Origin of the sequence: Rubrivivax benzoatilyticus JA2 = ATCC BAA-35 (genome assembly GCF_000190375.1) — a bacterium.
Classification (GTDB): Bacteria; Pseudomonadota; Gammaproteobacteria; order Burkholderiales; family Burkholderiaceae_C; genus Rubrivivax; species Rubrivivax benzoatilyticus.
Genome location: NZ_AEWG01000159.1, coordinates 40957 through 54837, shown reverse-complemented (window position 1 = coordinate 54837; position 13881 = coordinate 40957). Strand labels below are relative to the sequence as shown.

Sequence of the window (13881 nt, the reverse complement as noted above, 5' to 3'; positions counted from 1 at the left end):
TCGGACAATGCTGCCCACCCGCGGAACGCCCGCCGATCCCCTCGCCCATGAAACTTGTCACCCTGAAGGACGGGTCGCGCGACGGCCAGCTCGCCGTCGTCTCGCGCGATCTGGCGCAAGCCCATTTCGCCACCGGCATCGCCACCCGCATGCAGCAGGTGCTGGACGACTGGAACTTCGTCAGCCCGCAGCTCGAGGACCTGTACACGACGCTGAACCACGGCAAGGCGCGCCACGCTTTCGCCTTCGACGCGCGCCAGTGCATGGCGCCGCTGCCGCGCGCCTTCCACTGGGTGCAGGTCGACGCCTACCCCGACGCCGCCGAACGCATGCTGCGCGCGCTGGGCGTCGAGCCGCCGGCGGCGCTGCGCGAGACGCCCGCGGTGCGCGCCGCGGCCGGCGACGGCCTGCTCGGCGCCCACGACGAGGCCCGCTTCGCCGCCACCGCGCCGGCGCCGGACTTCGGGCCGCAGCTGGCCGTCGTCACCGGCGACGTCGAGGCCGGCACACCGGCCGACCGCGCGCTCGACGGCGTGCGGCTGGTGCTGCTGGCCAACGCCTGGCGCAGCGGCGAGGAAGCCGCGGCCGCGCCGCCGGCGGCCTTCGCGCCGGTGGCCGTGACGCCCGAGGAACTGGGCGAGGCCTGGCGCGGCGGCAAGCTGCAGCTGGCCATCGAGACCCGACTGAACGGCCGGCGCTTCTCGCGCCTGGACGCCGCCGCCGGCATGCGCTGGCACTTCGGCCACCTGATCGCGCGTGCGGCGACGACACGCACGCTGGGCGCCGGGGCCATCGTCGGCACCGGCCCGGTCGGGGCCCGCGACGCCGCCGACGGCGCCGGCTGCATCGCCGAGCGCCGCGCCGTCGAGGCCGCGGCGGGCGGCGAGCCGGCCACGCCCTGGCTGGCCTTCGGCGACACGGTGCGCGTCGAGGCCTTCGGCGCCGATGGCGCCAGCGTCTTCGGCGCGCTCGAGCAGCGTGTCTCGGAGCGCGACGAATGAGCCCGCTGGCGCGCTGGCGCCGCCGCATCGCCGCCACGCTGGCCGCGCTGTGGCTGCTGCCGCCGGCGCTGGCCCAGGACTGCCCGCCACCGCCGGACCCGCAGCCCGCAGCGCTGGCCGACCGCGGGCCGCTGTGGGAGATCGAACGCGACGGCCGCCGCTCCTGGCTGTACGGCACGCTGCACGTCGGCAAGGCCGGGTGGACGACGCCCGGGCCGCGAGTGGCCGCGGCGCTGGAGGCCAGCGACCTCGTCGCGCTCGAGCTCGACCCCGAAGACCCCGGCGTGCAGCGCCAGCTGATGGCCGAGGCGCTGCGCCCGACACCGCCGCTGCCGCCGGCGCTGGCCCGGCGGCTGGCCGACGCGCTGCGTGCCGCCTGCCTCGACACGCGGGCGCTGGCGCCGCTGCACCCGGCGATGCAGGCCATCGTGCTGACGCTGGCCGAGGCGCGCCGCGCCGGGCTGGACCCGGCCTGGGGCCAGGAAGGCGCGCTGGCGCGCAGCGCGCGCGACCGCGGCCGGCCGCTGGTGGCGCTGGAGCGCGTCGAGCAGCAGCTCGCGGTGCTGCTGCCGCGTGACGCCGCAGCGATCGCCGGGCTGGTCGAACGCACGCTGGCGCCGCTGGAGTCGGGCCGCGGCACGGCCGCGCTGGCGCGCCTGGCCCGGGCCTGGGAAGAGGCCGACGTCGCCACGCTGGCCGACTACGAACGCTGGTGCGACTGCATCGCCGACGACGGCGACCGCGCCGCGATGCGCGAGATGGTCGACGCGCGCAACCCCGGCCTGGCCGACGGCATCGCCGCGCTGCATGCACGCGGCGCGCGCGTGTTCGCCGCCGTCGGCGCGCTGCACATGGTCGGCGACCAGGGGCTGCCGCGGCTGCTCGCCGAACGCGGCTTCGCCGTGCGGCCGGTGCCGGCACGCTGAACGGCCGCAGCGCACAATCGGCCGACCACGCCGCCAGGAGACAGGGATGACGGGACCGACCGACTTCGCGAAGATGCTGCCGGGTTACGACTTCCTGCAGGGCCTGCTGCAGAACGCCGGGGCCGGGATGCCGAACATCGGCCAGTGGATCGCGCCGACGCTGAACCCCGACGAGCTGGAAAAACGCATCGGCGAGCTGCGCACGGTGCAGTTCTGGCTCGAGCAGAACGCGCGCCTGCTGGGCACGACGATCCAGGCGCTGGAGGTGCAGCGCATGACGCTGTCGACGCTGCGCTCGATGAACGTGCCGATGCCCGACCTGCGCGAGGCGCTGAAGCCGCGCCCGCCGGCCGCGGCGGCTGCGGCGACGCCGGAACCCGCCGCCAAAACGCCGCCCCCGCCGCCGCCGGGCATCGACCCGATGCAGTGGTGGGGCGCGCTCACCCAGCAGTTCGGCGAGATCGCCAGCGCCGCGATGCAGGACGTGCGCAGCGCCGCGACACCGGCCCCGGCACCCGCGCCCGCTCCGGCGAAGAAGGCCGCCAGGAAGGCGGCGGCGCACCCGGCCGCCCCACGCGCGGCCGCGCCACGACGCAAACGCTCGACCTGAGCCGCGCCCCGATGCCGAGCTTCGTCACCGGACACGCCACCCACCCCGACTGGCGCATGGCGCTGGCGCTGGCCGCGGCCCAGATCGACGCGCAGCGGGCCGCGCTCGAGGCCGGCCCCAGCGGGCCGCCGACGCTGGGCTTCGCCTACTTCACCGACGCCTACGCGGCGCAGGCCGAGGCGCTGCTGGAAGACCTGCGCCAGCGCTGGCCCGGCGTCGCCTGGGTCGGCAGCGTCGGTGTCGGCGTCGCCGCCAGCGGCGTCGAGTACTTCGACGAGCCGGCGCTGGCGCTGATGCTGTGCGACCTGCCGGCGGGCTGCTTCGAGGTCTTCTCCGGCGTGCGCCCGCTGCACCGCATCGCCGCCTACAGCGCGCTGGTGCACGCCGACGCCGCGACCCCCGACCTGGCCGAGCTGATCGCCGAGCTGAGCGACCGCGTCGACAGCGGCTACCTGTTCGGCGGCCTGGCGGCCTCGCGCGGCAACGCCGTGCAGCTGGCCGACGGCGTCTGGCAGGGCGGGCTGTCGGGCGTCGCCTTCAGCGAGGACGTGGCGCTGCTGTCACGCGTCACGCAGGGCTGCCAGCCGGTGGGCCCGGTGCGCACGATCACGCGCGCCGAGCGCAACATCGTCGCCGAGCTCGACGGCGCGCCCGCCCTGCCCTGCCTGCTGCACGACCTGGGCCTGGAAGCGGACCACGACCCGCGCCAGGCGCTGCCGCGGCTGCGGGCCACGCTCGCCGGCCTGACCGACGGCGACCAGCAGGCCGTCGGCCGCGGCGGCCAGTTCGGGGCCGACGTGCGCGTGCGCCACCTCGTCGGCCTGGACCCGGGCCGGCGCGCGGTGGCGGTCGCCGACATCGTCGAGCCCGGCATGCGGCTGGCGTTCTGCACCCGCGACGTCGACGCCGCACGGCGCGACCTGGTGCGCGTGTGCAGCGAGATCCGCGAGGAGCTGCACCCGGCGGCCGACGGCGCCGAGGCCGCCCCGGCGCGGCGCATCGAAGGCGCGATCTACGTCAGCTGCGCCGGCCGCGGCGGGCCGCACTTCGGCGGCCCCTCGGCCGAGCTGCAGATCGTGCGCCACGCGCTCGGCGACGTGCCGCTCGTCGGCTTCTTCGCCGGCGGCGAGATCGCCCACCGCCACGTCTACGGCTACACCGGGGTGCTGACGGTCTTCACCGGCCGCGCCTGAAGGCGGAGCTCAGCCGCCCGGCGCGGCGGCGGCCCGGGCGCCGGAACAAGGGCTTACAGCGTCGCCGCGCCGGCACGGCTACCTTCACGGGCCGGAACGCGCGCGATGAACGACCAGCCGACCACCCCCGAACGCCTCGCCCAGGCCGCCCAGCCCCCGCTGCCCGGCGTCAGCGCCTGGCCGCCGGGCCACCGCATCGACGGCTTCGAGTTCCGCGGCGTCGTCGCGCTGCGCGCCACGGCCATCGTCTACCGCGGCTGGGACCACGGCCTGGAGGTGCCGGTGGCGCTGAAGGAGTACCTGCCGGCGGCGATCGCGCGGCGCGGGCCCGATGGCGACATCGGGCCGGCCGAGCCGGCGCAGGCCGAGGCCTTCGAGCGCGGGCTGCGCGCCTTCATCGACGAGGGGCGGCGGCTGGCGCGCTGCGACCATCCGTCGATCGCGCGCGTGCTGCACCTGCTGCCGGCGCACGGCGGCGCCTGCCTGGTGATGCCCTGGTATGCCGGCCGGCCGCTGGCCGAGCTGCGCCGCGAGATGAGCGGCCCGCCCGACGAGCCGGCGCTGCGTGCGCTGCTCGACGCGCTGCTGGCCGCGCTGCACGAGTGGCACCGCGTCAACGGCGTGCACGGCGGCCTGCACCCGGCCGGCGTGCTGCTGCTCGACGACGACCGGCCGCTGCTGCTCGGGCCCGGGTACGCCGAGCGCACCATCGCACGCGGCGGGCTGACGGCGCTGGAACCCGGGTTCAGCGCGCCCGAACTCGACAGCGACGCGACCCGCGTCGGCGCCTGGACCGACGTCTACGCGCTGGCCCAGCTCGCGCGTTTCGCGATCACCGGCCTGCTGCCGCCACCGGCCGGCCGCACGCCGGAGCCGCTGTCCGGCGTCGTCGAGCGCCTGTTCTTCGACCACCCGTCGGCACGCTACGGCGCCGCGCTGCTGGCGACGCTGGACGCCGCGGTGTCGCCCGACATCGGCGCGCGGCCGCAGAGCATCGTCGACTTCGCCGCCTGGCTGGCCCACGGGCCGCCGCGGCGGCCGGCAGCGCGCTCGGCGCCGCCGCTGGCGCCGTTCTCCTTCTCCGCCGCCGACGTCCCGCCCGCGCGGGCACCCGACGCGGCCACCGTCGACCTGATCCAGCGGGTCATCGACACCCTCCCGCCGGCGCCGCCCCGGCGCGAGCCGGCGGCGATGCACGAGCGGGCCGCGCCTTCGCTGGAGCCGCCACCACGCGACGGCGTCGCCGGCTGGATGTTTGCGGCCTTCGCGCTCGCCGCGGCGCTGGGGCTGGGCGTGTGGTGGAAGGAGACGCACGAGGCCGCTCGGCCGCTGCCGCCGGCCCCGGCCGCCACCGCACCCGCCATCGTCGCCCCGCCGCCCGCGGCGACCGAGACGGCGCCGCCACCGGCCGACAGCCCGCCCGCCCCGTCGCAGGAGCCGGCCTGAGCGCCGCACGCCGCCCCTGCAAGCCCTGACCCCGGGGCGGCGCGGGGCGTGCCGCGCTTGCTACAGTCCCCCGCAGCCCGCCGCCAGCCCCCGCCGCGCATGAACGCTCCCCTGCCCGCCGACGCCGCGATGCCCGCCGCCGAGGCCCCGCCCGACGCCGCCACGCGCGCCCGCCGCCAGGCCGAGGTCGTCGCCGCGCTCGGCAAGGTCCTGCCGGCGCACGCGCTGCTCTGGCAGCGCGAAGACACCACGCCCTACGAGTGCGATGGCCTCACCGCCTACCGGCAACTGCCGCTGGCCGTCGCGCTGCCCGAGACCGAGGCCCAGGTCGCGGGCGTGCTGCGCGCCTGCCACGCGCTGGGCGTGCCGGTGGTCGCGCGCGGCGCCGGCACGGGGCTGTCGGGCGGCGCGATGCCGCACGCGCTGGGCGTGACGCTGTCGCTGGCCAAGTTCAACCGCATCCTCGCCGTCGACCCGCTGGCGCGCACGGCCACCGTGCAGTGCGGCGTGCGCAACCTCGCCATCAGCGAGGCCGCGGCGCCGCACGGCCTGTACTACGCACCCGACCCGTCGAGCCAGATCGCCTGCACGATCGGCGGCAACGTCGCCGAGAACTCCGGCGGCGTGCACTGCCTGAAGTACGGGCTGACGATCCACAACGTGCTGCGTGTGCGCGGCTTCACCGCCGAAGGCGAGCCGGTCGAGTTCGGCGGCCTGGCGCTGGACGCGCCGGGGCTGGACCTGCTGGCCGCGGTCATCGGCAGCGAAGGCATGCTGGCCGTCGCCACCGAGGTCACGGTGCGCCTGGTGCCCAAGCCGCAGCTGGCGCGCTGCATCATGGCCAGCTTCGACGACGTGCGCCGCGCCGGCGACGCGGTGGCGGCGATCATCGCCGCCGGCATCATCCCCGCCGGGCTGGAGATGATGGACAAGCCGATGACCGCCGCGGTCGAGGACTTCGTGCACGCCGGCTACGACCTGACGGCCGAGGCCATCCTGCTGTGCGAGAGCGACGGCACGCCCGAGGAGGTGGCCGAGGAGATCCAGCGCATGCTGGACGTGCTGACCGGCTGCGGCGCGACGCGGCTGGAGGTCAGCCGCGACGAAGCCCAGCGGCTGCGCTTCTGGAGCGGGCGCAAGAACGCCTTCCCGGCCTCGGGCCGCATCAGCCCCGACTACCTCTGCATGGACTCGACGATCCCGCGCAAGCGGCTCGCCGACATCCTGCTCGCCATCCAGCAGATGGAGCAGACCTACGGCCTGCGCTGCGCCAACGTCTTCCATGCCGGCGACGGCAACCTGCACCCGCTGATCCTCTACGACGCCAACGACCCCGACCAGCTGCGCCGCTGCGAGGCCTTCGGCGCCGACATCCTGGAGACCAGCGTGCGCCTGGGCGGCACGATCACCGGCGAGCACGGTGTCGGCGTCGAGAAGCTGGCCAGCATGTGCGTGCAGTTCAGCCCCGAGGAACGCGCCCAGATGGCGGCGCTGAAGACCGCCTTCGACCCGGCCGGGCTGCTGAACCCCGGCAAGGTGATCCCGACGCTGGTGCGCTGCGTCGAAGGCGGCAAGCAGCACGTGCGGCGCGGCTTGCTGGCCTTCGCCGAACTGGAGCGTTTCTGACGATGACGGCACACGAGGACGCGGCGCTGGGCCGCCTGGTCGAACGCGTGCGGGCCGCGGCGGCCGACGGCACGAAGCTCGAGATCGTCGGCGGCGGCACCAAACGCTGGCACGGCGAGACGCCGGCCGGCGAGCCGCTGGAGACGGCGGAGCTGGCCGGCATCAGCTCCTACGAACCGAGCGAGCTCGTCGTCACCGCCCGCGCCGGCACGCCGCTGGCCGAGCTGGAGGCGGCGCTGGCCGAACGGGGCCAGTGGCTGGCTTTCGAGCCGCCGCGCTTCGCCGCCAGTGGCACCGTCGGCGGCATGGTCGCCGCGGGCCTGGCCGGCCCCGGCCGCGCCGCCTCGGGCAGCGTGCGCGACTTCGTGCTCGGCACGACGATGTTGAGCGGCCGCGCCGAGGTGCTGACCTTCGGCGGCCAGGTGATGAAGAACGTCGCCGGCTACGACGTGCCGCGGCTGCTCGCCGGCTCGCTGGGCGTGCTGGGCCTGATCTGCGAGGTTTCGCTGAAGGTGCTGCCGCGGCCGCCGGCGGTGGCCACGCTGCGCTACGAGTTCGGCGAGGCCGAGGCGCTGCAGCGCCTGGCCGCGTGGTCGGCGCAGCCGCTGCCGATCTCGGCCAGCGCCTGGTGGGACGGCACGCTGGTGCTGCGCCTGGCCGGCGCCGCCGCCGCGGTGCAGTCGGCCTACGAGAAGCTGGGCGGCGAGCCGATCGAGCCGACGCTCGCCGACGCCTTCTGGACCGGGCTGCGCGACCAGCAGGACGAATTCTTCGCCGGCGCGCGGTCCGCGGTCGAGCGTGGCGCCGCGCTGTGGCGGCTGTCGCTGCCGCCGACCGCGCCGCCGCTGGGCCTGGCCGGCGAGCAGCTGATCGAATGGGGCGGCGGTCAGCGCTGGCTGTGCACGCCGCTGCCGGCCGCCGCGGTGCGGGCTGCTGCCGCAGCCGCCGGCGGCCACGCAACGCGCTGGCGCGGCACCGCCGACGGCCCGGTGTTCACGCCGCCCAAGCCGCCGCTGGACCGGCTGCACCGCCAGCTGAAGGACGCCTTCGACCCGGCGCGCGTCTTCAACCCCGGCCGGCTGTTCCCGGACCTCTGACGATGCTCGACTACTACGAACGCCGCGCCGCCGAGTACGAACGCATCTACCGCCGCCCCGAGCGCCAGGACGAGCTGCGCGTGCTGGAAGCCGAACTCGCCACCGCCTTCGCCGGGCGTTCGGTGCTCGAACTGGCCTGCGGCACCGGCTGGTGGACACCGCACGGCGCGCGCGACGCGCGGCGCTGGCTGGCCACCGACCTGAACCCCGGCCCGCTGGCCGTCGCCCGCGCCAAGCCGGTGCCGCCAAGCGTCGAGTGGCGCCTCGGCGACGCGACCGACTTCACCCACCTCGGCGACGAACGCTTCGACGGCGCTTTCGCCGGCTGCTGGTGCAGCCACCTGGAACGCGCACGCTGGGCGCCCTGGCTGCAGGCGCTGCACACGCGCCTCGAGCCCGGTGCCCGCGTCATGCTGCTGGACAACACCTTCGTGCCCGGGCGCAGCACGCCGATTGCCCGCACCGACGCCCAGGGCGACACCTGGCAGCGCCGCCGCCTGGACGACGGCTCGGAGCACGAGATCCTCAAGAACTACCCGACCCGCGAAGAGGCCGTCGCCGCCGCCGGCACACGCGCCCGCGACCTGCTCTGGACCGAGCGCGAGCACTTCTGGGTCCTGACCTACACCCTCGCCTGATGCAGACCCATCTGTCGGCGGAGTTCCGCGGCACACCCGAAGGCGAGGAGGCCGAGGCCATCCTGCGCCAGTGCGTGCACTGCGGCTTCTGCACCGCCACCTGCCCGACCTACCAGCTGCTCGGCGACGAGCTCGACGGCCCGCGTGGCCGCATCTACCTGATCAAGCAGCTGCTCGAAGGCGCGCCGGTCACGCGCAGCACCCAGCTGCACCTGGACCGCTGCCTGACCTGCCGCAACTGCGAGAGCACCTGCCCCAGCGGCGTGCAGTACGGCCGCCTGGTCGACATCGGCCGCCACCTCGTCGAGCAGCGTGTCGAGCGCCCGCGCGGCGAACGCACGGCACGCTGGCTGCTGAAGGAAGGCCTCACCTCCCCGGCCTTCGGCCCAGCGGTCGCCGCCGGGCGCGCGCTGCGGCCGCTGCTGCCGGCGCGCGTGAAGGACAAGGTCACCGCCGCGCCGGGCGCACGCGCCAGGCTCTGGCCGCAGCGCGAACACAAGCGCAAGGTGCTGATGCTGCTGGGCTGCGTGCAGCCCTCCCTGGCGCCGAACATCAACTCGGCGACCGCGCGGGTGCTCGACGCAGCCGGCATCCAGACCCTGGTGGCCGACGAAGCCGGCTGCTGCGGCGCGATCCGCGGCCACCTCGGCGACACCGAGGGTTCGCTGGCCGACATGCGCCGCAACATCGACGCCTGGTGGCCGCTGATCGAGGGCCTGACCTCGCAGGGGCGCGTCGAGGCGCTGGTGCTCAACGCCTCGGCCTGCGGCACGACGGTCAAGGAGTACGGCCTGGCGCTGGCCCACGACCCGGCCTATGCCGACAAGGCGCGCCGCGTCGCCGAGATGGCGCGCGACGTCGGCGAGCTGCTGCCCGACATCGTCGCGGCGCTCAAACCGCGGCTGAAGATCGCGCCCGGCACGCGCGTCGCCTACCACCCGCCGTGTTCGCTGCAGCACGGCCAGAAGCTGCGTGGCGGCGTCGAGGACGGGCTGCGCGAGCTGGGTTTCGACGTGCGCCTGGCGGGCAGCGAGAGCCACCTGTGCTGCGGCTCGGCCGGCACCTACAGCGTGCTGCAGCCCGAGCTGTCGCAGGCGCTGCGCCGGCGCAAGCTGGCGCAGCTGGAGCCGCTGGAAGCCGGCGTCATCGTCTCGGCCAACTTCGGCTGCATCCAGCACCTGCAGGGCGGCACGAAAACGCCGGTGCGGCACTGGATCGAGCTGCTGGACGAGCTGATCGCGTGATTCAGGCGGCGGCCGGCACCGGCTGCGGCTTCGCACGCAGCGCCCAGGCGACGCCGGCGATCAGCAGCACGATGCCGGCCAGCGTGTCGGCCGGCGGCCACTGGCCGCGCAGCAGGAAGGCGTAGGCCAGGCCGGCGAGCGACTCGAAGACGATCAGCTGCCCGGCCAGCGTCGTCGGCAGGCGCTGGCTGGCTTCGTTCCAGCACAGCGTGCCCAGCCAGGAGCACAGCAGCGCGACGACCAGCATCAGGCCGACGAAGCGCCACGGCGTCGGCCCCAGCGGCCCGCCGAGCTCGACCCAGCCGGCCGCCGACGCCGCGGCCAGCAGCAGCGCCCCGGCCAGCGCCAGCGGCAGCGTCGCCAGCCCCTGCGCGGTGGCCCAGGTCGACGGCGAGCGCTCGGGGTGGGCGCGCAGCCAGTCGGCGTTGCGGATCGGGTACCAGGTCCAGCAGGCCATCGCGCCGACGGCCAGTAGCGCGCCGAGCGCGTAACGGCCGCGGTCGGCGTCGGGCGCGAGCTGCGCCAGCTCGGCGCGGTTGACCAGCGCCAGCCCGGCGCCGATCAGCAGCAGCGAGGGCGCCAGCTGGCGCCACGACAGCAGCCCGTCGCGGTGCCGGTTGCGGCGATTGGAGGCGACCGCGATGACCAGCGGCAGCGTGCCGATGATCATCGTCGGCAGCGGCCCGCCGGCGCGCTGGATCGCCGAGGACAGCAGCAGGTAATAGAGCAGGTTGCCGACCATTGCCAGACGCAGCGCGTCGGCCCAGTCGGCGCGGGTCAGCTCGCGGATGCGCGCGCGGTCCAGCCAGGCCAGCGGCAGCGCGATCAGGCCGAAGGCCAGGTAGCGCCCGACCGACAGCATCGCCGGCGGGTAGGCCGCGAGCAGCAGCGGGGCGACGAAGATCAGCCCCCACATCAGCCCGGCGGCGAGGGCGAACAGGGTTCCGGAGACGAGCGCGGCACGGTGGGACATGGGGCGATCGTGCCGCAGCGGCCGGCGGCGGTCTTGTACCGGATTGCGCCAGCTTCGTCGGCGCCCGCCGCGCTTCGTCGCACCGGCGGCGCGCCGGCCCGGCCGCCGCCAGAATCGACGGCTTCGCCGTCCACGAGACCTCCCGATGCCGCTTCGCCTGCTGGCCGTCGCCGCCGCCCTGACGCTGGGCAGCGCCGCCACCACCCCGACCGCCCTCGCCGCCCCGGCGGCCACCACCGCCAAGGCCACCACCAAGGCCGACGTCGGCGCGACCCGCACGCTGCACGCGCTGTTCGCGCGCCAGTGGGAGGACAGCGCGCGCCGTTACCCCGAGTGGGCCACCTGGCGCGGCGACCACCGCTACGACGACCGGCTCGGCGAGGTGTCGCCCGAGGCCGAACAGGCGGCCCTGGCCCAGGAACGCCGCTGGCTGGCCGAGGCGCGGGCGATCCCGCGCGCGCGGCTGTCGCCGGCCGACCGCGTCTCGCTGGACCTGTTCATCGAGCAGCGCGAACGCCACCTCGCCGAGCAGCCCTTCGAAGGCTGGCGCAGCCTGCGCATCGCCGCGATGGGCGGCGTGCAGTCCGAGTTCTCCAGCCTGCTGCGCATGATGCCGATGACCGGCCGCGCCGACGCCGCCAAGGTGCTGGCCCGCATGGCGGCGCTGCCGCGGCGCATCGACCAGGAGATCGCGCTGATGCGCCGCGGCCTGGCGCTGGGCTGGGTGCCGGCGGCGCCGGTGCTCGACCGTGCGCTGGCGCAGATCGACGCCCAGCTCCCGGCCGACCCGGCCGCCGGCCCGTTCTTCGAGCCCTGGCGCCGCCTGCCGCCGACACTGCCCGCGGCCGAGCGTGCGGCGCTGGAGGCCCAGGCCCGCGAGGCGATCGAGCGCGACGTCGTGCCGGCGATGCGCCGGCTGCGCGAGTTCGTCGCCGGCGAGTACCGCGCGAAGGCGCCGGCCGACGGCTCGCTGGCGCGTTACCCGGACGGCGCACGCGTCTACGAGATGCTGGTGCGCCAGCGCACGACGACCGCCCTGGGCGCCGACGCCATCCACGCGCTCGGCCTGCGCGAGCTGGCCCAGCTGCGCGCCGAGATGGAGGACGTGAAACGCTCGACCGGCTTCACCGGCGACTTCGCGGCCTTCGTGAAGTGGCTCAACACCGACCCGCGTTTCTTCGTCTCCGGCCCCGACGAGCTGCTGCAGCGCTACCGCGCGATCGCCAAGCGTTTCGACGCCGAGATGCCGCGGCTGTTCGCCGAGCTGCCGCGCGGCACCTACGGCGTGCGCGGCATGCCCGAGCACCTGGGCCCCGATGCCGCCGAGTTCTACGAAGGCGGCGCCGCCGACGGCAGCCGGCCGGGCTGGTTCAACGCCAACCTCGTCGGCTGGCGCCAGCAGACGACCTGGGGCATGGCCACGCTGGTGGCGCACGAGGCCGTGCCGGGCCATCACCTGCAGGGCGCACGCGCGCTGGAGCTCAGCGACCTGCCCGACTTCCGCCGCGAAGGCGGCGGCTACACCGCCTACGTCGAAGGCTGGGCGCTGTACGCCGAGACGCTGATGCGCGAGCTCGGCGCCTACGACGATCCGTACAGCCTGTTCGGCCACCTGCAGTGGCAGGCCTTCCGCGCCGCGCGCCTGGTCGTCGACACCGGCCTCCACGCCCGGGGCTGGAGCCGCCAGCAGGCGATCGACTTCATGGTCGAGCGCACCGGCGTCGACCGCCCCTTCGTCGAGGCCGAGGTCGACCGCTACACCTCCGACCCCGGCCAGGCGCTGGGCTACATGGTCGGCCGGCTGAAGCTCGACGAGCTGCGCGCGCGCGCCCAGGCCCGGCTGGGGCCGAAGTTCGACCTGCGCCGCTTCCACAACGCGCTGATCGACCAGGGCGAGCTGCCGCTGTCGACGCTGGAAACGCTGGTCGACGAGTGGATCGCGCGCGAGGCGCGGCGACGCTGAAAGCGACGCCATCGACTCCCAAGGGCGCGAGGCGCGGCGACGCTGAAAGCGACGCCATCGACTCCCGAGGGCGCGAGGCGCGGCGCTGAGGGCGAGCCCCGCCGCCCCCTGCAACGCGGCACGGCAAAGCGGCTCGTCAAGCTGACTGGAGCCTCCCTCGCGGAGGGAGGCTGGAGGGTGTGGTGGAACGAGCTGGAGCACCCTCCCGGAGGGGGCTCGGGGGAGCTGTGCGTGACAGCCGCAAGCTAGGAGTCTGCGCGGCAGAAGCCGCGCAGACTCCTAGCGCGCGCGCACCTGCCGCTGGTAACGCGCCGGCGTGACGCCGTAACGCGCCGCGAAGGCGCGTGTCAGGTGCGCCTGGTCGGCCAGCCCGGTGGCTGCGGCGACTTCGGCCGGCGCGACGCCGGCGGCGAGCTGGCGCTGCGCGGCCTGCAGGCGCAGCGACATCAGCACCTGCTGCGGCGTCGCGCCCTGCGCCTCGCGGAAGCAGCGCAGGAAGTGGAAGGGGCTCAGCCCCGCCACGGCGGCCAGCTCCTCCAGCGTCAGGCGTTCGGCCAGGCGCGCCTGCATGCAGTCCAGCACCACGCCGAAACGCGGTGCCGCCTCGCGTGCCGCGGCGCGGTCGGCACGGGCGTGCGGGCGCAGCACGTCCAGCAGCTCGGCGAGCAGGCCGTCGAAGGCCAGCGGCTCGTCGGCGGCCTGCCACAGCGCGGCCAGCAGCCGGCCGACACGTCGCGCACGCGGCGCGTCGGCCGCCACCGCGTCGGCGAAACACCAGCGCTCGCCGGTCAGCGCCTGGACCAGCGCCTCGTCGACATAGGCCATGCGGTAGCGCCAGCCGGCCTCGGTCTCGGCGCGGCCGGTGTGCAGCTCGCCGGGGTTCATCAGCACCAGCGAATCGGCCGGCGCCAGCAGCTCGCTGCCGCGGTAGCGGAAACGTTCGGCACCGGCCTCGATCGCACCGACGCCGAAGCCGTCGTGCGCGTGCGGCTCGAAGGCATGGCGCACGATCGCCGCGCGGTACAGCTCCACGCCCGGGCGGTGCGCCGGGCGGCGGAACTCGGCGGCGTCCTCGCGGGCCTCGAAAGCCTGCGGGACGCCGGGCATGGACGCGGCGGGCGTGATCGTCATGGCGGGTGCCGCAATCTACCGCGGCCCGCGGGC

Annotated in this window: 12 protein-coding genes; 10 read left to right on the top strand and 2 right to left on the bottom strand. The window is 75.7% G+C overall.

What is annotated here, in order from left to right; genetic code table 11:
• Positions 1-47: 47 nt before the first annotated feature.
• The 9 genes from RBXJA2T_RS18785 (at position 48) to glcF (ending at position 9781) form a co-directional block, all read left to right on the top strand.
• Positions 48-1001, top strand: a complete 954-nt coding sequence (locus RBXJA2T_RS18785) for a fumarylacetoacetate hydrolase family protein (RefSeq protein WP_009859013.1) — start codon at positions 48-50, stop codon at positions 999-1001.
• On the top strand, positions 998-1927 hold the full coding sequence (locus RBXJA2T_RS18780) for a TraB/GumN family protein (protein ID WP_009859012.1): 930 nt from the start codon (positions 998-1000) through the stop codon (positions 1925-1927). The genes RBXJA2T_RS18785 and RBXJA2T_RS18780 overlap by 4 nt, the downstream gene beginning before the upstream one ends.
• Positions 1928-1973: 46 nt before the next feature.
• Positions 1974-2537 (top strand): PhaM family polyhydroxyalkanoate granule multifunctional regulatory protein, encoded by a 564-nt coding sequence (locus RBXJA2T_RS18775; RefSeq protein ID WP_009859011.1) that lies wholly within the window; start codon positions 1974-1976, stop codon positions 2535-2537.
• A gap of 11 nt (positions 2538-2548) precedes the next feature.
• Positions 2549-3730 carry an FIST signal transduction protein gene (locus RBXJA2T_RS18770; protein WP_009859010.1) on the top strand — a complete coding sequence of 394 codons (1182 nt, stop codon included), beginning with the start codon at positions 2549-2551 and terminating at the stop codon, positions 3728-3730.
• Between the two features lie 105 nt (positions 3731-3835).
• Entirely contained in the window at positions 3836-5176 is a 1341-nt protein-coding gene (locus RBXJA2T_RS18765) for a serine/threonine-protein kinase (protein ID WP_009859009.1), read from the top strand.
• Positions 5177-5275: 99 nt separating this feature from the next.
• Positions 5276-6802: an FAD-linked oxidase C-terminal domain-containing protein gene (locus RBXJA2T_RS18760; protein ID WP_009859008.1), complete on the top strand. Its 1527-nt coding sequence runs from the start codon at positions 5276-5278 to the stop codon at positions 6800-6802.
• 2 nt (positions 6803-6804) lie between these two features.
• Positions 6805-7899, top strand: a complete 1095-nt coding sequence (gene glcE, locus RBXJA2T_RS18755; RefSeq protein ID WP_009859007.1) for a glycolate oxidase subunit GlcE — start codon at positions 6805-6807, stop codon at positions 7897-7899.
• Positions 7900-7901: 2 nt separating this feature from the next.
• The gene (locus RBXJA2T_RS18750; RefSeq protein ID WP_009859006.1) at positions 7902-8537 is read left to right on the top strand and encodes a class I SAM-dependent methyltransferase; all 636 of its coding nucleotides are present in this window, start codon (positions 7902-7904) and stop codon (positions 8535-8537) included.
• Positions 8537-9781, top strand: coding sequence for a glycolate oxidase subunit GlcF (gene glcF / locus RBXJA2T_RS18745; RefSeq protein ID WP_009859005.1), 1245 nt, complete (start codon positions 8537-8539; stop codon positions 9779-9781). The genes RBXJA2T_RS18750 and glcF overlap by 1 nt, the downstream gene beginning before the upstream one ends.
• Before the next feature lies 1 nt (position 9782).
• On the opposite strand, the gene RBXJA2T_RS18740 is transcribed toward glcF, so the two are convergent.
• A complete protein-coding gene (locus RBXJA2T_RS18740; protein WP_009859004.1) occupies positions 9783-10754 on the bottom strand; it encodes a DMT family transporter in 972 nt (323 codons plus the stop codon).
• Positions 10755-10899: 145 nt separating this feature from the next.
• Between RBXJA2T_RS18740 and RBXJA2T_RS18735 the strand changes: the two genes are divergently transcribed.
• A complete protein-coding gene (locus RBXJA2T_RS18735) occupies positions 10900-12717 on the top strand; it encodes a DUF885 domain-containing protein (protein WP_009859003.1) in 1818 nt (605 codons plus the stop codon).
• Between the two features lie 279 nt (positions 12718-12996).
• Here RBXJA2T_RS18735 and RBXJA2T_RS18730 read toward each other — a convergent pair whose 3' ends face one another.
• The gene (locus tag RBXJA2T_RS18730) at positions 12997-13848 is read right to left on the bottom strand and encodes an AraC family transcriptional regulator (RefSeq protein ID WP_009859002.1); all 852 of its coding nucleotides are present in this window, start codon (positions 13846-13848) and stop codon (positions 12997-12999) included.
• Positions 13849-13881 lie beyond the last annotated feature (33 nt).